The organism is Enterococcus sp. DIV0436a, assembly GCF_051711605.1.
Classification (GTDB): domain Bacteria; phylum Bacillota; class Bacilli; order Lactobacillales; family Enterococcaceae; genus Enterococcus_B; species Enterococcus_B faecium.
The window spans coordinates 1,442,185-1,461,776 of record NZ_JBIONA010000001.1; the positions used below are offsets into that span (position 1 = coordinate 1,442,185).

The 19,592-nt window shown below is 37.4% G+C and carries 17 protein-coding genes; 12 read left to right on the forward strand and 5 right to left on the reverse strand.

Annotated elements, in window-relative coordinates; translation table 11 throughout:
* Window positions 1-70 precede the first annotated feature (70 nt).
* From trpX to IGL15_RS07050, 10 genes are all read left to right on the forward strand, one after another.
* The gene (gene trpX, locus IGL15_RS07005; protein ID WP_002299729.1) at window positions 71-1,120 is read left to right on the forward strand and encodes a tryptophan ABC transporter substrate-binding protein; all 1,050 of its coding nucleotides are present in this window, start codon (window positions 71-73) and stop codon (window positions 1,118-1,120) included.
* Window positions 1,117-1,998 (forward strand): ABC transporter permease, encoded by an 882-nt coding sequence (locus IGL15_RS07010; protein ID WP_002289631.1) that lies wholly within the window; start codon window positions 1,117-1,119, stop codon window positions 1,996-1,998. Before trpX ends, IGL15_RS07010 begins: the two co-directional genes overlap by 4 nt.
* 2 nt (window positions 1,999-2,000) lie before the next feature.
* Window positions 2,001-2,771 (forward strand): ABC transporter ATP-binding protein, encoded by a 771-nt coding sequence (locus IGL15_RS07015; RefSeq protein WP_002289629.1) that lies wholly within the window; start codon window positions 2,001-2,003, stop codon window positions 2,769-2,771.
* Between the two features lie 278 nt (window positions 2,772-3,049).
* The gene (gene aroE, locus IGL15_RS07020) at window positions 3,050-3,904 is read left to right on the forward strand and encodes a shikimate dehydrogenase (protein ID WP_002289627.1); all 855 of its coding nucleotides are present in this window, start codon (window positions 3,050-3,052) and stop codon (window positions 3,902-3,904) included.
* Between the two features lie 177 nt (window positions 3,905-4,081).
* A complete protein-coding gene (locus IGL15_RS07025) occupies window positions 4,082-5,245 on the forward strand; it encodes an LCP family protein (protein ID WP_104765351.1) in 1,164 nt (387 codons plus the stop codon).
* Window positions 5,246-5,362: 117 nt separating this feature from the next.
* Window positions 5,363-5,773 carry a VOC family protein gene (locus IGL15_RS07030; protein ID WP_104765350.1) on the forward strand — a complete coding sequence of 137 codons (411 nt, stop codon included), beginning with the start codon at window positions 5,363-5,365 and terminating at the stop codon, window positions 5,771-5,773.
* Window positions 5,774-5,946: 173 nt separating this feature from the next.
* Window positions 5,947-8,175: a type IA DNA topoisomerase gene (topB, locus tag IGL15_RS07035; RefSeq protein ID WP_104765349.1), complete on the forward strand. Its 2,229-nt coding sequence runs from the start codon at window positions 5,947-5,949 to the stop codon at window positions 8,173-8,175.
* Between the two features lie 170 nt (window positions 8,176-8,345).
* A complete protein-coding gene (locus IGL15_RS07040; RefSeq protein ID WP_002317704.1) occupies window positions 8,346-8,630 on the forward strand; it encodes a hypothetical protein in 285 nt (94 codons plus the stop codon).
* 159 nt (window positions 8,631-8,789) lie between these two features.
* The gene (locus tag IGL15_RS07045) at window positions 8,790-9,026 is read left to right on the forward strand and encodes an AbrB/MazE/SpoVT family DNA-binding domain-containing protein (protein ID WP_002289715.1); all 237 of its coding nucleotides are present in this window, start codon (window positions 8,790-8,792) and stop codon (window positions 9,024-9,026) included.
* A complete protein-coding gene (locus IGL15_RS07050) occupies window positions 9,023-9,421 on the forward strand; it encodes a type II toxin-antitoxin system death-on-curing family toxin (RefSeq protein WP_002306744.1) in 399 nt (132 codons plus the stop codon). The genes IGL15_RS07045 and IGL15_RS07050 overlap by 4 nt, the downstream gene beginning before the upstream one ends.
* Window positions 9,422-10,091: 670 nt before the next feature.
* On the opposite strand, the gene IGL15_RS07055 is transcribed toward IGL15_RS07050, so the two are convergent.
* Together IGL15_RS07055 and IGL15_RS07060 are read right to left on the reverse strand one after the other, a co-directional pair.
* Window positions 10,092-11,036, reverse strand: a complete 945-nt coding sequence (locus tag IGL15_RS07055; RefSeq protein ID WP_002289717.1) for an L-lactate dehydrogenase — start codon at window positions 11,034-11,036, stop codon at window positions 10,092-10,094.
* 296 nt (window positions 11,037-11,332) lie between these two features.
* Complete coding sequence (locus IGL15_RS07060) at window positions 11,333-12,277, reverse strand: AraC family transcriptional regulator (protein ID WP_002296705.1); 945 nt, start codon at window positions 12,275-12,277, stop codon at window positions 11,333-11,335.
* Between the two features lie 219 nt (window positions 12,278-12,496).
* On the opposite strand from IGL15_RS07060, the gene IGL15_RS07065 reads away from it, so the two are divergent.
* Together IGL15_RS07065 and IGL15_RS07070 are read left to right on the forward strand one after the other, a co-directional pair.
* Entirely contained in the window at window positions 12,497-13,711 is a 1,215-nt protein-coding gene (locus IGL15_RS07065; protein ID WP_113808908.1) for an MFS transporter, read from the forward strand.
* A 21-nt stretch (window positions 13,712-13,732) separates the two neighbouring features.
* The gene (locus IGL15_RS07070) at window positions 13,733-15,748 is read left to right on the forward strand and encodes an alpha-L-rhamnosidase (protein ID WP_002286037.1); all 2,016 of its coding nucleotides are present in this window, start codon (window positions 13,733-13,735) and stop codon (window positions 15,746-15,748) included.
* An 82-nt stretch (window positions 15,749-15,830) separates the two neighbouring features.
* On the opposite strand, the gene IGL15_RS07075 is transcribed toward IGL15_RS07070, so the two are convergent.
* Genes IGL15_RS07075 through IGL15_RS07085 form a run of 3 tightly spaced genes read right to left on the reverse strand, consistent with a single transcriptional unit; the run spans window position 15,831 to window position 19,531 of the window.
* Entirely contained in the window at window positions 15,831-17,204 is a 1,374-nt protein-coding gene (locus tag IGL15_RS07075; protein WP_002306740.1) for a PTS ascorbate transporter subunit IIC, read from the reverse strand.
* A 25-nt stretch (window positions 17,205-17,229) separates the two neighbouring features.
* Window positions 17,230-17,514 carry a PTS sugar transporter subunit IIB gene (locus tag IGL15_RS07080; protein WP_002286047.1) on the reverse strand — a complete coding sequence of 95 codons (285 nt, stop codon included), beginning with the start codon at window positions 17,512-17,514 and terminating at the stop codon, window positions 17,230-17,232.
* Between the two features lies 1 nt (window position 17,515).
* Window positions 17,516-19,531: a BglG family transcription antiterminator gene (locus IGL15_RS07085; RefSeq protein ID WP_008268563.1), complete on the reverse strand. Its 2,016-nt coding sequence runs from the start codon at window positions 19,529-19,531 to the stop codon at window positions 17,516-17,518.
* Window positions 19,532-19,592 lie beyond the last annotated feature (61 nt).

Here is a 19,592-nt window from a genome sequence, read left to right on the forward strand (position 1 = left end):
TCTTTTTTTGTAGACTGGATACTTGCCTGATTATAATAAATAAAAAGATTGACTTTGCAGGAGGAAAAAAATGAAAAACAAACGATTAATAACAGTTGTAGTAATTATTTTAGTTTATTTAGCAGGTGCATTTATTTATGGAAAAGCCTCAGGCGAAAAAGAAAGTACTTCGACGAACCAGACAAAAAAAACAACAGTTGTTGGGGTATTGCAATACGTGAGCCATCCGGCATTAGATGAGATTTATCGAGGAATCAAAGATGGTCTGAAAGAAGAAGGATTAAAAGAAGGAGAAAATCTTGAGATCAAATTTCAAAATGGACAAGCCGATCAGAGCAAGCTAGCCACAATGAGTCAACAGCTAGTACAATCTGATCCAGATGTCTTGATTGGAATCGCAACACCTGCCGCTCAATCATTAGCAAACACGACTTCATCGATCCCAGTTGTGTTAGGTGCTGTAACGGATCCTGTGGGGGCTGGATTAGTCGCTTCTTTAGAGAAACCTGGTGGTAATGTAACAGGTGTTTCTGATCAGCCGCCTGTTGCTTCACAAATCAAGCTTGCTTCTGATTTGTTGCCAAATGCAAAAAAAGTCGGAATCTTGTATGCTTCTTCAGAGGATAATTCAAAATACCAAGTAGCACAAGCAGAAGAAGCTGCAAAAAAAGAAGGGTTAGAATCAGTAAAATATGCGGTGCCTTCCACTAATGAGATTGCACAAACGGTTCAAGTGATGAGCCGACAAGTCGATTTTATCTATGTTCCATTAGATAATACCATTGCCAATGCGATGCAAACAGTGGTAAAAGAAGCAAACAAAGCAAATATCCCCGTCATTCCATCTGTGGATACAATGGTGGAACAAGGTGGACTAGCAACAATCGGGATCAATCAATATCAATTAGGGCTTCAAAGCGGTAAGATGGCAGCAGAACTTGCGAGTGGAAAAGAAAAACCGGAAACGACGCCTGTTTATACATTTGATCAAGGGGATACAGTGATCAATCAATCTCAAGCTGATCGCTTAGGAATCATTGTTCCCCAATCGATGAAGGAAAAAGCCAAAATCATTACAGATGACTCGCAGCAAGAAACATCTAAGGAGGATGACAAATGATCGTATCAGCTATTTCACAAGGCATGCTTTGGGCAATATTAGGATTAGGGATTTTCATGACTTATCGGATCTTAGACTTTCCTGATATGACGACAGAAGGGTCCTTCCCATTAGGTGCTGCTGTCTGTGTGACAGCTATTACTCATGGGGTAGCGCCGATTGTAGCTACATTATTAGGCGTAGGTGCTGGCATGATAGCAGGACTCGTTACGGGGTTACTTTATACAAAAGGAAAGATACCGGTTATTTTAGCAGGGATTTTAGTGATGTCAGGATTGAACTCAGTTATTTTGTTTGTGATGCGAACACCAAATCTTTCTTTATTGAATCATCCGATTCTACAAGACAGCTTCCATCGCTTTGGGTTACCTGATTACTTTGACACAGTCCTTCTTGGCTTCATCTCTTTGGGCATCTTGATTGCTGTACTGCTATTCTTCTTCAATACAGATTTGGGTCAAGGCTATATTGCGACAGGAGACAACGAAACGATGGCTCGGTCGTTAGGGATAAAAACCGATCGTATGAAAATTTTAGGTTTAACTTTGTCGAACGGTGTCATTGCATTATCCGGTGCGCTGATTGCCCAGAACGACGGATATGCAGATGTAAATAAAGGGATTGGCGTAATCGTCATCGGTCTTGCTTCCATCATCATCGGTGAAGTGATCTTCCAAGAATTGACGCTAGCAGAAAGATTGATTGCTATTGTTGTCGGCAGTATCATTTATCAGCTATTGATTTTAGTAGTAATCAAACTAGGGTTTGACACAACTTATCTGAAGTTGTTCTCCGCTATCATCTTAGCTATTTGTCTGATGATCCCGCAATTGAAGAAAGCACTGAACTTAAAAACGGGTTTTGAGAAGGAGGCATAGTAATGACAGATATATTGACAATCAAAAATGGCAGAAAAGTCGTAAACAATGGAATGAATGAAGAGAAAGTACTATTGGATGAAATTAACCTTACAATCAGAGAAGGGGACTTCATCACTGTCCTTGGCGGGAATGGTGCTGGAAAAAGCACACTGTTCAATACGATCGCTGGTACGCTTCAACTCAGTCAAGGATCGATCTCTTTTAAAGATCAGCTGATCACAAAAGATTCAGAAGAAAAAAGAGCACGATTCCTTTCTCGAGTTTTCCAAGACCCCAAGATGGGAACGGCTCCTCGGATGACAGTAGCAGAAAATTTGCTACTTGCACAAAAAAGAGGTCAAAAACGGAAATTCCGTTTACGTAACTTGAAAAATCAAAAAGAAGATTTTTTTAGACTATGTCAAGAAGTCGGTAATGGCCTAGAGCAACACTTAGATACTCCAGCGGGTGAATTATCTGGTGGTCAACGCCAAGCATTAAGCTTGCTGATGGCGACGATCACAGCTCCTGAGTTACTATTATTAGATGAACATACTGCAGCTTTAGATCCTAAAACAGCTAAAGCATTAATGCGATTAACAAATCAGCGGATCAATGAACAAAAATTGACTTGTCTCATGATCACGCATCGAATGGAAGACGCCTTGAAATACGGAAATCGTCTGATCGTACTCCAAAAAGGGAAAATCGTTCAAGATATTTCTGAAAAAGAAAAGCAACATTTGACAATGGGCGACCTTTTGCAGTTCTTTGAAGAAGTAGTGGATTGATTTCGACAGAAAAATTCCTTTCAGTAGAAGGACTTGAAAACTCATTGACATCTTCCTTTGATTCATCCTATACTTAAAACAATAAACAATTAAACATATTTGGGTGTTTTGTAGGATCACGTAGTCAATGATTTTAACAATTAAATAGAATATTCTTTGCTCTGACAAGTAAACGATGAGAAAAGAATTTGCTACTTTGCCACCTAGACGTTTCGTACTTTTTCGTATCAAACGCTAAGTGGCTTTTTTTATTGAAGTAAGAACAAAGGAGGAATAAGATGATTTCTGGACAAACCAAATTAGCTGGGCTCTTTGCTGATCCGGCTTCTCACAGTTTATCCCCATTGATGCACAATACTGCTTTTGAAGCAAACAACATCGATGCGGTGTATTTAGCTTTCCAAGTAAATCCAATGAATTTGAAGCAAGCAGTCGAAAGTATTCGAACTTTTGATATGTTAGGTGTAAATCTTTCGATGCCGAATAAAACAGCGGTTATTCCTTATCTGGATGAGGTAAGCCAGGAAGCGCAATTGATCGGAGCAGTGAATACGATCGTGCACGAAAAGGGTCGTTTGATTGGCTATAATACCGATGGTGCGGGCTTCATGCAATCCGTGCAAGAAGCTGGGATTTCGATCAAAAAGAAAAAAATGACTCTACTGGGAGCTGGAGGTGCAGCAAAGGCAGTCACTGTTCAAGCAGCGTTAGACGGCGCTGAGGAAATCGTAGTTTATAAACGAAACAACCAAACATTCGCTCAAGTAAAAGAAACATTCGAACAACTCAGCTATCGAACTTCTTGTAAGATAAAAGTTCGTGACTTTGCCGATACGCATCAATTAAGAAAAGACTTGAAAGAAAGCTGTCTTCTAGTCAATGCAACAGATATCGGGATGGGAAAGAAAATCAATCAGTCACCGCTCTTAGATATAAGCATGATGCATGAGAATCTAGCGGTTTTTGATTTGATTTATGCACCTAGAGAAACACGTTTATTAAAAGAAGCAAAAAAAGTAGGAGCAAAAGGATACAATGGACTTGGCATGTTGATCTACCAAGGAGCAATCGCGTTTGAATTATGGACAAAGGAAAAGATGCCGATCCATGTGATTGAAAAGCTGTTTGATTAAAGAAGGATAATAGATAAAGATTTTTTATTCTCGCATAAACGGTCTCAAGAAAAGTAATCCTTTATGTATCGAAACAATTATTTCGTTATTTTTTATTAAATTATCAAAAAATGATAGGCTTTTGTCGATTGGTTATCGTATCCTTTATTTATCAGTAAGAAACGAGGAGGAACCACAATGAGTCGGATGGATCGCTATAAGGACATCCATAAGAAGGCGAAACCTCTGAAGCGGGATACGGGGAGTATTTTTGCTAGAAGAGAACGAAAACGAACGCGTATGGAAAATGAGGAAGATGCTACCCGTATTTATGAAAGAGAGCAGCATTCATTTGAACATTTGAACCAACACGAACAACAGATATACAGAGATGCACCAAGAGCAGAAGAACAACAAAAAAATAAAAAATTTTTCAATCGGCAAAAGAAGAACAAACCGTTAAAACCTCGAAGAAAGCGATCGTGGAAAAAAATCATTCTATCGATTTTGCTTGTTTTGATCCTTTATTCAGGTATCTCATTTTTTATTGGTAAATATGTAGCTGAACATGACACAAGCTTAGAGGCAGCGACTTCAGAAACCTTTCATGGGCAAAAAGCGACGAATGGTGCGCATAATATTTTGATCCTTGGAAGTGATACACGCGGAGAAGATGCCGGGCGAGCCGATACGATCATGGTCTTACAGTTGGATGGTCCTTCCCATAAGCCGAAACTGATTTCTTTTATGCGTGACAGCTTCGTTACGATCCCAGGGGTAGGACAAAATAAGATCAATTCAGCTTATGCATACGGAGGAGCCGATCTAGTGCGTCAAACTTTAGTAGAAAATTTTGGAATCGATTGTCAATACTATGCGAAAGTCGATTTCAAATCGTTTGAAAAAGTGATCGATGCCTTATTCATGAACGGAGTGAAGATCGATGCAGAAAAAGATCTAAATCTGGATGGTGTAGATATTAAAAAAGGGGTCCAGAAGATGGATGGACATGTTCTTTTGCAGTACGCACGTTTCCGAATGGATGAACAAGGAGACTTTGGCCGTGTCAGACGCCAACAGCAAGTAATGAACGCTATTTTCAGCCAATTGAAGAATCCATTGAATCTGATCCGTGCACCTTATGCAGCTGGTAAAGCTTTAGGATATACATCCACAGATGTCACTGCTTGGTTCTTGACGAAAAACCTCTTTTCGATTGCACGAGGAGCTGGTGGCATTGATCGAATAAGTGTGCCAGTAGACGGTTCGTGGAATTATGGGCAAAGTGATTATGCTGGCAGTATTCTTGAAATTGATAATCAAATGAATCAATCTGCTATTACAGATTTTTTGAATAAATGATCATAAAAAAGATCAAGAAGAAGCTACGGCAAGGCTTTTGTCATGAATCAATCAAACGATTCACTCGTAAAAAACGCTTTCTTATGGTAGATTTAACCAAGAGAGGAGCTGTTTTCATTGGATATCTATCTGAACTTCAAAAATGAGTCGCGTGAAGCCATCGCTTTTTATGAAAAAGTTTTTGAGACTGAAGCATCAGGTATCACCACATACGGTGAAATGCCTGGAATAGAACAAATGAACTTGCCAGAAGAAGCAAAAAATCTAATCACGAATGCACGGCTGAACATTTATGATACATTAGTTATGTTTGCAGATACGCCAGAAGGAATTGGTCCTGAATTAGTTGTGGGAAATAATGTTTCTTTAGTCATCCAGACAAGAAATGAAGAAGAAACGAAGTGTCTATTTGAAAGCTTAGCTGAGGGTGGTAAGATTGAGATGCCGCTGGATGCTGTTCCGTGGGCTCAATTGTATGGGATGGTAACTGATCGATTTGGCATCAACTGGCAGATCAACCAAGAGTGACAGCTAAAGATGAATATTTTTTGGAAACATCATGCAGCAAACGGAACATCGTTTGTTTGCTTGATGTTTTTTGTGCCTATTTCGACTATACGGTATCTTTTTTTTATTGCCAGATGCGAAAATATGTTCCATAATAGAGAAGTCCGCAAAAATCAAGTAACGGAGGTCAGAAGATGAAGACGGTGATACTAGCTGAAAAACCTTCACAAGCAAAAGCCTATGCCGAAACCTTCCAACAGCGAAAGCGATATGAAGGGTATTATGAAATCAGCGATCCATTGTTTGCTGGTGAAGTAACCATCACTTATGGTTTTGGACATTTGGTAGATATGGTTGCTCCAGGAGCTTATGAAGAGCGTTGGGCAAAATGGTCGTTAGAAAATTTGCCTATTTTCCCAGAAACCTTCCGTTACGAAGTTCCAAGGGACAAACGTACACAATTTTCGATCGTAAAACGAGAGTTACAGTCAGCTGATACCATCATTATTGCAACAGATGGTGATCGAGAAGGTGAAGCCATCGCGTGGTCGATTATTCGACAAGCAAACGCATTTTCTAAGGAAAAGAACTATTTACGTTTGTGGATCAATTCTCTTGAAAAAGAAGCAATCTATGATGGTTTTAAGAATCTTCAACCTGGGAAGAACTATTTTCCAAAATATAAAGAAGCGCAAGCAAGGCAGAACGCTGATTGGCTGATTGGAATGAATGGAAGTCCATTATATAGCTTGCTACTTCAACGAAAAGGGATTGATGGCAGTTTTTCTCTTGGTCGTGTACAAACACCGACACTCTATATGATTTATCAGCTGCAAGAAGAAATCAAACACTTCAAAAAAGAAACGTACTTTGAAGGAGAAGGTTTAATTACGACAAACAAAGGGCAGTTTTCTGGAAAAATCGTACCAAAAAAAGCATTTAAAACCCAAGAAGAGTTAACGAAGGAAATAGAAAAACTTGGAGCGCATTTAGGTAAGCAAAACGGACGGATTCTTGAAGTTACGAAAAAGGAAAAGAGGTTGCATAGTCCACGTTTATTTTCGCTATCTAGTTTGCAGACAAAGATGAATCAGCTAATGAAAGCAAGTGCCAAAGCTACACTTGATGCTGCTCAAGGATTGTACGAAAGCAAGTTTCTAAGCTATCCAAGAACGGATTCCTTTTACATTACAGAAAATGAGCATCAGTATCTGGTTAAACATCTGCAAAATTATAAAAAATTTTTAGGAATAGAAGAAGTACAGACAACTGAGATCAAAGCAAAGAAACGATATGTCGATGCGAAAAAAGTTCAAGAACATCATGCAATTATTCCGACAAAGACGATTCCGACTTCTGCACGCTTTGCGAAGCTTTCCAAATTACAGCAAGCAATCTATTTGCAAGTTTTGCGCACTACTGTGGCTATGTTTGCTGCAGATTATATCTACGAAGAGACGACCGTAATGACGGGCGTACAGCAATTAAAGCTAAAAAGCATCGGAAAGATCCCATTACAGCAAGGTTGGCAGGAAATCTTACGCATCAAGTCAAAAAAGAAAGAAGCTCAGACTCTTCCTCCTATCGTAGAAAATGAAGAAGCAGAAGTAGAACTGAAAAGTATGGAGAAAGAAACACAACCTCCAAAACCTTATACCGAAGGAACGTTGATCACAGCAATGAAAACTGCGGGAAAAACGCTGGATAATGATGAAGTGCAAGAAATTCTCAAAGAAGTAGAAGGAATAGGGACAGAAGCTACACGAGCCAATATCATTGAAAATCTTAAGCAGAAGCATTACATCGAAGTCAATAAAAACGAAATAACTGTTACGCCAAAAGGAATCACTCTTTGTAAGGCAGTAGCCAATGAACCATTACTGACGAGCGCAGAAATGACTGCGCGCTGGGAAGGGTACTTGAGAAAAATTGGTAAACAAGAGGGGACACCATCTGTTTTTTTAGAGAATATCAAAAAATTCATCCTACATTTATTGGCAGAAGTTCCTAATCAAATCGACAAGGTAGACTTTTCAGATGAGATTAGCGGGACACGTCAGATAAAAGCGATGGAGAAGAAAAACGATCAATTAGGAAGATGTCCAAAATGTAAAAAGGGAATAGTCATGCTTTATCCTAAAATCGCTACATGCTTGAATCCGGAATGCGACTTCAAATTGTGGCCAACAGTAGCTAAAAAGAAGCTGACTAAAACGAATCTCAGAGATTTGCTTTCAAAAGGAAAGACAAGTAAAGTTGTCAAAGGTTTTACTGGTAAAAAAGGGAAATTCGATGCAGTTTTAGTATTAAAAGAAGATATGACAATCGGTTTTTCTTTTCCATGGATCGAAAACAGTGGAACAAAAGCAGTTGATGGAAACAAAGAAACATCAAGAAAAAATAATGAAAACGAAGTAGAGTAAATGAAAACAATGAAATAGCGGAATATTTATTCCGAAAAGTGAGAATATAAATACCAATAAAACTAAAAAATATCAGTAAATCAAGCAAAAACGTTGGGGTAGGCTGATTTTATATAGATAGCAAGGAGTTTTTTTATTTGAAAAAAGTGCATTCATTTTTAAATTATCTTATGGGAGCAATTACGATTGTGGCTGTGTACCAAGCATTTCTAAAGTATCCTGATTACGGGACGAAGTTGTTGTCATTGACGCACAATCAAACAGCATATTCACCAACGTTGATTTTATCGACTTTGACTGCAGGAGCTAAAAGCGCTACTTATTTTTTTCATAAAACGACAAGTATGCTAAAGCGAAAGAAACAGCGAAAACAATTGTTGATGGTGGTAGCGGCTATGATCATTATTTATTTTCTACCAGTTATTACACAAGTATTTCATCAATATTTTGGTTAAGAATACGAGAGTTTGTGACAAAAGTCATGTCACAAACTTTTTTCTTTGTCATTTTTCCGTAAGAAAAAGCAAAATAAAAGTATATACATTGATTAAAAGTATATACTTGGATATAATGTACTTACTATAGAATGAGAATGGTATAGAGGGTGGCGAAATATGAAAAAAATGAAAAAGTATAAAATTAGAAAATCTGGCAATAGCGATGTAACAACTATCCCACCAGAAGTAAAAGAATTCATGGGTGTGCAGACAGGTGACGCAATCAGTTATGTTTTTCAATCTGATGGTTCTGTACGAATGATCAAAGCACAAGAAGAACCTGATATTGATTCATTAGTTGATTCGATCATGAATCAATATGAAGACGCGTTAAAAGATTTGGTTGATTTATGAGGTATCTTTCGACTAAAGAAATTATCAAAATCAACGCGAAAGTTATTTTACGTCACTCGCCAGGCGAAATGATCGGTGTAAAAGATGCAAATGCATTAGATATGGCCGTTAAACAGCCTTCACAAGCAGTATTTAATCAAGAACTCTATCCCGAAGTCTATGAAAAAGCGGCGATTTTAGCAATTAATTTAGCTAAAAAACATCCTTTTCATAATGGCAATAAACGAACTGCTCTTGTTGCCATGTTGTTGTTTCTTCAATTGAATAATTGTCCAGTTGCTTTTTCTCGTCAAGAAGCTGTTGATTTTATCATAATGATTACCACTAGTTCATTGGATTTCGATTCACTAAAGTCCAAGATAACCAATTATTTACGACAAACCGCAATAAAATGAACGAATTAAAAACTTTATTTCTCAATTAGATCAGCATGTCATTAAGGAATATGCTGATTTTTTTTTGTATGGTTAATCATACAAAATAGTTTTTTCATAAAAATATGGAAAATATGGATTAATTTTGAAATAATTGATTTAAAAGGAATACAAAAGAGTGAATAGTAGGAAATAGTGGTTTAGAACTAGTGGGCTGATTTTTTATATATTTTAGTTTACATAATATATATTATACAAAGTAGATTCAAAAAATGATAAACCTCTCTCGAACGGTTTTTTATCAAAAATCGTCATTTTTCCATCAAAATCTGCTTATGCAAAATTATAAAAAAATTTTGCAGTTTTTCTTACTTTTTTTGTCGTTTAATTGAATGATAAAAAGCAGTTTCTTTATTCAGTTAATCAAATATGAACGAATTAGATATGAATCATTGTATTTGCCGTTGCGGAAGGATTTTTTAATTAACCACAGATAAACATTGATAACGATTCGCTTATTGTAATCAACAGATTAAATTTCATATGTTCATATGTACGGATACATTTTTGGACCGATTAATTTTAACCATTCTGTTTATTTGCTTACCTATTAGATATCAATAAAAAACTGCTTAACAGCTATTTCAGCTGTTAAGCAGTTTTAGGATTTTTAGTTCATATTCATTGTTTCTTATAATACAGTGTTCAATACTTCTCTTAAAGCACTTGTTGATTTGCTGAACATTGCTTTTTCTTCTTCGTTGATTGATAATTCAACAACTTCACGAACACCATTTTCGTCAACGATTGATGGCACACCTGTAAAGATATCTTTTTCGTCGTATTCACCAGTTAAATAAGCAGATACAGGCAATACAGCTTGTTCGTTATTCAAGATAGCTTTTACGATACGTGCAGTACTCATACCAATACCATAGTAAGTTGCTTTTTTACGATCAATGATCTCATAAGCAGCATTACGGACTTTATCAGCAATCACATCTAATTCATCTTGGGCAATACGATGGTCTTTTTCTACAATTTCAAACACTGGTTTACCACCGACAGTTGTATGTGACCATGCAGCAACTTCTGAATCACCATGTTCACCTAAGATATAGCCGTGGACGCTGCGTGGGTCAACTTTTAATTTCAATGCGATTTCTTTACGGAAACGAGTTGTATCCAATGTTGTTCCAGTACCGATAACACGTGATGTTGGCAGACCAGATTCGTTCCAAGCGATATATGTCAAAATATCTACTGGGTTTGAAGCAACAACGATAATACCGTCGAATCCTGATCCCATGATTTCTTTTACGATTTGGCGCATGATTGACGCATTTGTTTTAACTAAATCTAAACGAGATTGACCAGGTTTTTGGTTGATACCAGCTGTGATAACAACGATATCAGCATCTTTACATTCTTCATAGCCACCTGACCATACAGCCACATTTTCATCGCCCCAAGCCATACCATCTAAAAGGTCCAATGCTTCCCCTTCTGCTTTTTCTTGATTCACATCGATCAATACTAATTCATTAGAGATTCCTTGGTTGATCATTGCATAAGCGATACTTGTTCCAACAAAACCTGTACCGACGATTACTACTTTACGACTTGTTTTTTTCATGAATAAACAGCTCCTTTTCATAACTATTTGTTACTTTCATGAAAAGTATAGTCTTGTTTATTCATTTTATCAACATGTTAATTATAATAGTTGTTATTATAATTTTTAATGGAAACGAATTCCTGAATACGCATAACAGATAAATGACAAATGTTTACACCTATATCCCCTGATAATACAACTAAAAGTTTAGAACTGAAAATAAATCCAAAAAAAATTCGCTGCAACGATATAATAAGACAGCAACCGCACCTAAAACAATTTTCCTTCATATGCTTTAGTGAAAGATTTTCTTCTTAATGTTTGTTTCTCCATTCATTGGGAGTACATGTTGAATACTTTTTGAATAATTTGAATAAAGAAGTCGTTTGTTTATATCCGATACGATTAGCGATTTCTTCCAACGAAAAACTCGTTTCTTGAATCAATTCCAACGCAAAGTCGAATTTTTTCTTTAGAACCAGTTCTTGAAAGGAAGCATCAAAATACATTTTCAATTTATTACTAAGATAGACCGGATTGTAGCCAAAATGAGCTGCTGTTTCTTTTAACGTACAAGAAGTAAAATGCTTATCGATATAATCTAATACTCTAAGCATCTCATTTTCTGCGCATCCATCTGCTGATGAAAAGCTTTGTTGTTCTAATAAATGAGTCAATTCGATCAGTAATAGTGATGTATAGAGATTTAACGATCGGATCTTATGACTGTATGTATCAAAATAAATCAACAGCATATTTTCAATCAAATGCGTCAAACGACTTGTTTTTCCGCCGCGAAAATGAATGAATTGTGTATGTTCCCCTTTTTCTTTTGATGCATTGATCAAAAAAGAAGAAAGTAGATTATTTGTGCTTGCCAAATGATTCAATATCTCTGTAGATAAGGTTTCTTCTTTTAATAAGATGTTGATTAAAATATCCTCTTGCCCTGTGTATTCGATTCTTTGAGTAGCTTCTTTATCAATGATCACCACGTCACTTTCTTCCATCTCTATCCTTTCTCCATTGATAATTTGTAAACATGTACCGCTATACATATAATTGATTTCAACAAAATCATGTGTATGCTCGGGAACTTCCGCATATCGACGGTGTTTACTGATATGAATATTTCCCTGTTGAAATAGATCTCCTCGGTGGATTTTTGGCGGTGTCTGAAGATGGTAAGCTAAGTTTAAATCATTGATATTCATTCCTTGTTCACGCTGCAGAGTTTCGATTGATTCTTCGTTACGCAAAAAAGTGTCTAATTCAGCTAGTTCCAATTGACTCCCTCCTTTTTGTAAGTGGTTTCTTTCGCTTATTAGTTTACGCTGTACTGCTATTATATGCAAAGCCATTTTTGGTTTCATAAAGACTTTCTATGGTTGGGACATGAACTTCCTGTGATTCCGCTATTGAGAGAATAACCACTTCATACTATATTTTTGATAAGCGCTTACAAAAATGAAAGGAACATGCTTATGAATAAAAAGATGATGAAATTTTCTCTGCTGTCAGTATCTCTTATTCTGACTTCTGCTGGTGCAGTCACGTCTGCAATTCCCAGTATGTCAGCTACTTATGCCACGCGTTCTTTATCTGCTGTTGAATTATTAACGACTGCTCCCTCCTTTATGGTCACTATTTTTGTTTTGATTAGTAGTTTTATTGCTAGGAAAATCGGACAAAAACAAACTGTGATCATCGGATTAGTGATTGCATCGATTTGTGGTATCCTCCCCCTCTTCTCACAAAGTTACAGTATTGTCTTAGCTTCAAGAGCTGGACTAGGTATTGGCTTTGGATTGATCAATTCTTTGGCAGTCAGCATGATTGCTGCCTTTTATCACGGAGATGAACGAGCCTCTATGATTGGTTTTCAAAGTGCATTTCAAGGATTTGGTGCAGCTTTAATGACATTTGTTGCAGGACAGCTAGTACAGTTCGGTTGGCAATATACCTTTTTAGTCTACGCCATCAGCTTACCTATTCTTGTCTTGTTTGTTTTGTTTGTTCCTACACCTGAAACAACTGAACTTCAATCACATGGCACAGCCCCAACAAGACAAGTAATCAAAACGAATCCTAAAATGATTAGTTATGGTATTTTTCTCTTGCTGGTCATCGTGGTATATAATGCTGTATCGATTAAATTAGCCACAGTCCTGACGACTTATTCTCTAGGAAACGAAACTAATGCAGCGAATATCTTAACAATCATGCAATTGGCAAGTATGGCTGCCGGAGTTTGTTTTGGCTGGCTTCAGACAAAAGCACATCGCTATATGCTTACACTTTCTTTACTACTGATGGGAATCGGCTTTGTATTGATTGCCACTGTGATAAACCTGTATGTGATTGGGTTTGGTGCGATCCTAACAGGAATTTCTTTTTCGTTATTCATTCCTTACTTATTCAACCAAGTAAGTATCCAAGCGCCCAAGCACGCGGAGAGTTTCAATACTTCAATCTTATTGGTTGGCGCTAATTTAGGTACTTTCATTGCACCATATGGTTTGCTCTTTCTCTCTTTTGCTTCTCTTGGGAGTAAAACACTTGCTGTTTTCGTCAATGGCAGTATCTTGCTGTTGATTAGCGCGCTTATTAGCCTTCTAGTAGTACACAGGACGAATAGAAAGACAGTGATAAGAGTAGATGAAGAAATAAAAGAACAATTGACAACAAAATAAATTTGATGGAGGTCGTGTAAAATGACAAATGAAAAACATAAAGATAGATGGCTTTGGTATCCTGGAGACTTTGAGATCCGCCATGGACTGCTACAAAATTTCCAACGGGAAGAACGAGGTTTTGACTGGCCAGCGTACTGGTACATGGATGATTGCCATCGGAACGTCAAGTTTAAGAGATATTACTTTCTTGATCAACCTTCCATGTTTAAAGTGACGATCCAAGGAGTTGGGTATGTAGAAATTAATGGACAAAAACATCCATGTGGAAAATGGCTGACTTGTCCAGCTGGTAAAGCAAAAATTCGTATCTTTGTAGGACATACATCAGGGCTACCAGCGATGTTTATCGAGGGAGACGAAGTAAAATCAGATATTGGCTGGACAGCAAGTAATTTTATTGAAGAATATCCAGCTGGCTGGAGTCCGCTTTATGTCGATATCGCAAAAGACCCAAATCAAATCTATTATCAAAAAGAATGCGTCCATCCAGTCACTGAAACGGAGATTGGCGGAGGAATCTTATTCGATTTTGGGCGAGCAGTGAATGGCTGTGTAGAACTAATATCTCTGGATGACCACATCGAATCTATCACTCTATGTTATGGAGAGTCCGATGTAGAAGCTATGGATATCGATTATTGCTACTATAAGCAAATAGGAATGACAAGAAAAATGAAAGCTCGTAAACGCGCTTTTCGTTATTTGTTTATACCAGAGGTTTCTACTGGAATGGTTCAACTTCAAGTTTTTCATGAATTTTTATCTCTTTCGAAACAAGCTGCTTTTTCAAGCGATTCTTCTTTACTGAATCAGATCTGGTCAGTATCAGAAGAAACCTTCAAGTTATGTAGTGATTTGTTTTTTATCGACGGTATCAAACGAGATCGCTGGATTTGGTCTGGAGATGCGTATCAATCATTCATGATCAATCAATATCTTTTTTTTGACGAGGAAATCAATAAACGAACGATATTAGCATTAAGAGGACAAAATGAAATCAAGCAGCATATGAATACTATCGTTGACTATTCGATCTTGTGGTTGATTGGTATCGAAAACCACTATATGATGACGAAAGACTATGAATTTTTACGCATCGTCTACCCTAAGATGCAATCATTAATGAGATACTTGATGGAGCAAACGAATGAATTAGGGTTTATTTATGGGAGAGCAAAAGATTGGATATTTATTGATTGGTCTGAAATGGATAAAGAAGGAACGCTTGCTGCAGAACAAGTCTTATTACTGAAAGCCTATCATTCCATGATCACTTGCGGAGATATCTTAGCTGAAACATATGGAGAGAACGAAAATTATCATACTCATCTCTATCAAGAAAAATATCAACTATTGAAACAAAACCTATTTGACTACTTTTGGGATGAAGAACTTGGCGCTTTTATCGATTGCTATGAATCTGGGAGAAGAAATGTGACGCGTCATGCGAATATTTTCGCTGTTTTATTCGATTTTGCTAACAAAGACCAACAGCAATCGATCTTAAAGAATGTCTTATTGAATGACACTATCACACAGATTACTACTCCATATTTCAAATTCTATGAACAAGATGCTTTATGCAAACTCGGACAGACGAATATCGTCTACCAAACGATTCTTGATTATTGGGGAGGGATGTTATCTCATGATGCGGTAACTTTCTGGGAAGAATACGACCCTACTCAAACAGGAAATGAAAAGTACAGTATGTATGGAGATCCTTATGGAAAAAGCTTATGCCATGCATGGGGAGCAAGCCCAATCTATCTTTTAGGACGCTATTTTATCGGTTTGTATCCAACAAAGCCAGGTTATGAAGAATTTATGATACAACCTAATCTAGATTCATTTGAAACACTGAATTGTACGCTACCTATCAAAGATGGAAAGATTTCGCTTGAAAAAACAAAAGATAAGATCGTGATTACTTCTGATAGAACAGGCGGAACAGTGAAAATGAATGGTAAAAGTTATCCTCTTCTAGCAAAACAGCCACTTGTCTTAACAAGCTATTCAAAAATAAATGCATAAAACAAAAAACTGCTTGCGACATATCAGAAGACTTTAAATCTTCTTCTGATATTGTCCAAGCAATTTTTATTTTGAAGTTTGCTTAATTCTGTTCTTTAGAAACAATGTTTGTTCTTTTTCCGGCAAAAAGAAAGCTAGATAATACGACAAGTAAAAAGAAAGCGATGATTCCAACTGTCAAGGCCATTTGACCGTATTCTCCTAGTTTCCCAAGTACAAGTCCTGGTACTAGATAATCAGTATCGGCAAATGTAGAAGAAGCGATTTTAAGATCTCCTAATACTGGAAGGATAAATAATGGCAGCCAACTAATCAATAAGCTATTGAAAGCAGAACCTAATACCGCCCCTCTTCTACCGCCAGTCGAGTTGCCGAAGACACCAGAAGCAGCTCCGCAGAAGAAATGTCCTACTACCCCAGGAATGATAACTGTAGTTTGCAAGCCTATCATAGCAAACATGGATAGTGTTCCTACAAAGAAGCTAACAAAAAAGCCAATTAATACAGCATTAGGTGCATATGGAAAAACGATAGGAACATCTAATGCTGGTTTAGAATCGGGTACGAGTTTTTTAGCAATCCCTTGGAATGCTGGAACGATTTCTGCCAACACCATTCGAACCCCTTGAAGGACGATAACAAACCCAGCTGTGAATGTTCCAGCTTGGATCAGTGCAAAGATTACAGCGTTGTCTCCATTGCTTAGTTCTCTTTCAACAAATCCAGGACCAGCTAACAAAGCAAGTGCGACATATACGATCGACATCAAGAGCATGATCGATACAGTAGAATCTCGCAAAAAGCTGAAACTTTTAGGAATCTTTATGTCCTCTGTAGAACGGTCTTTGTTTCCAAAAAACTTTCCGATCCATCCACTAGAAGCATAACCGATATTTCCGGTATGCCCTAACGCAACTTGATTGTTTCCAGTGATGTTCTTCATAAACGGTTGACAAAGAGCAGGCGTAATAGTTAATAGTGTTCCTTCGAAGACCCCGCCTAATAAGATCATCCACAAATTTGCAGTAAACCCCGCGCTCACTAAAATGACTGCTGTTAGACAAGAAACATAAAGCATTGCTTGACCTGTAAGAAAAATGAATTTATATCTTGTGAACCGAGCAAGTAAAATATTCACGATCATCCCTACTAGCATGATCAAAGCAGTAGGTGTACCGTATTGTTGCAAAGCAATCGCCACTACTGCTTCATTGCTAGGAACTACTCCTTGAGTATGCAGAGCTGTTTGGAACATCGAAGCAAAAGGGGTTAGTGAATTACTGATTAAACCAGCACCGCCGATCAGTACTAGGAATCCGACAAATGTTTTGATAGTTCCTTGGATCACTTCTGAAAATTTCTTCTTCTGAAGAACGAGACCAAGCAGTGCAATCAAAGAAACGAGGATGGAGGGCTGACTGACGATTGACACAAACAAATTCAACAATTTATCCATTGATAGTTCCTCCCTTGAATCATTTTTATTCTTTTGACAAGATCTTCGTTACTTTTTCTTTTACTTCTTCGCTGTCAATGATCGATTGCAAAGGTACGAGCTTTTCATCAGGTATAGAAGTTAGCGTATCTTTCAAAGAATGCTCAATGAAGAAATAATCAGCCATATCGCTAGATACACTTCCAACATCCGTATGACTTACTTCAAACTCGTCCACATCTGCTCCAAGATCTGCAAGTGCTTGTTTGATGTTCATCTCTACCATAAAACTTGTTCCTAAACCACTTTGACATACTGCAAAAATTTTCATATCATTCGTCTCCTTTTCTTATGATCGCTAATATTTCTTCTTTTGTTGATGCGTGTAATAAATCTTGAAGATTTTGTTTATTAGAAAGTAGCTTTGTTAAATTAGCCAACGCCCGAAGATGCGCCTCATTATCGATAGCAGCTAAACAGATAAACAAACTAATGGGATGGGCAGGATCATCAAGCAGATCCACAGGTTGTTGAAGTTTCAGCAAAGACATCCCTACTTCATTTACGCCATCTTCTGGACGAGCATGAGGTAATGCGATGTGGTCGCCAATATGGATAAACGCACCATACTGCTCCACGCGCTCGATCATAGCTTTGATATAACTTTCTTCTATTTTATTTTCTGATAATAGCGGCTGTGCGGCAAATGTGATTGCTTCTTGCCAGTTTTTTGGTTGATCCGATAATTGGATCATTTCTTCTGTTAATAATTCAGATAGCATAGGACGTTGATCCTCCTTCTTTTCTAAAAGTTTGTTCATTTTACGATTTAATACTTGATAGAGCTTTTCTTCGTCTACGCCTTCTTTTAATTCGATATAAGGCAGTAGCGCCGACAACAATTCTTGGGCAGAAGGCATTGAAAATCCTGGTATCAGCCAATCTCTTTGTACTTGATTGATCAGCTGATTTTTTTCCAAGTCAGTCATGATTGGATGCAGAACATAGAGAGACTTTTTCTTATCAGTAAGTGTGAGAGGTACAGTAGAAAAAATAATATCGTAAGAAGTTTCGTCAACCTCGTGTAAGCGGTCAGCTGAATTAGTCTCTGTAAAAAAGATCATCGGGAATAATTGCTGAAGTTCACTTTTTAAGATCAATGAAGAGCTAATGCCACTTGGACAGACGATCACGGCTCTTATTTTTCTATTTCTTTCTTCTGCGTCCGCTTTTCTGATCTCTCCGCCAAATAGTATAGTGAAAAAACCAATCTCTTCTTCAGGGATGCTCTTCCCTATTCGTCTTTCTAACGGAAGTAATGCTTTTCTTGTCATTTCGTAGATGGAAGCATATTGATGCTTAATTTGATCGATCATCACATTAGGTAAATAAAAAGAATAGGAAATACGAAAATAGGCAGGGACCAAGTGATAAAAGACATTCATCAATAATTCACGAAACGAAGCAAATTCTACGGCCATCAGGAATTCCATGCGATGGATGACTTCTGAAGAACATTCCAGCAAAAAATCAAGTGCAGGCTCCTGGACATCTCCTTCAACGATCGATGCTAAGCAAAGAGAGAAAAATATAATCTCCGAATTTTGATGTTCGGAATAGCCAAGGCCAGTCAATACTTGTCGACTAATGTCAGTGACTGCAAGAGAAGCCAACAGTTCAGCATCTTTTACCAGTTCCATGGATGTTTTTCCAATTCGAATGGTTGTCAAACTCAAATAATAAGCTAATTCATCCATTCGATTTGGTGCGAATCGAAGATCTGATAGTGAAATCGTTTTATCTAGCAAATCTCTAACTTTGGCGTAATAATCAATGGAAAGGGTTGCGGTTAAATACGTGAGCCCAAATCTTCCAGCAAGTGACTGCATCAAACGAGCAGTGCGATTTTTTGCTTCTCTTCTTAATATTGCTTCTGACCCTAGCAGCCTAAAACCAGTTTTCCTAGTATACGACAGCTGACAATCTTCCACTTCTAATTCATTTCTTATCTTTTTGATATCTGACAGGACTGTCCCTTTAGAAACCTGAAGAAAATCTTGAAAATGAAAAACAGAAACAGACGTTGCAGTCGAATAAACCATCAAATAAAGAAGATCTCTTCGCTCTTGTTCGGTATACACAGCTTCAAATCGAGTAATATCCAAAAATTTTTCTGCCCAGTCGATTGCTCGGAATTTCTTTATACGGATATGGGTATCATCCACATATTCGGCAAAAGGAGTTAATTGTTTGATCGCCTCGCTTGTATTTACTTCGATGATCTCTGCTGCTTTTTCTAGACTGATTTCTCTTGGTGTTTTCAGGAGATAACTAATTTTGTAGTTCACAGCGCTGTTCACCTCCTACTTATATTCTAGTATGGTAGCGCTTTTAAATCGAGGGGTGTTT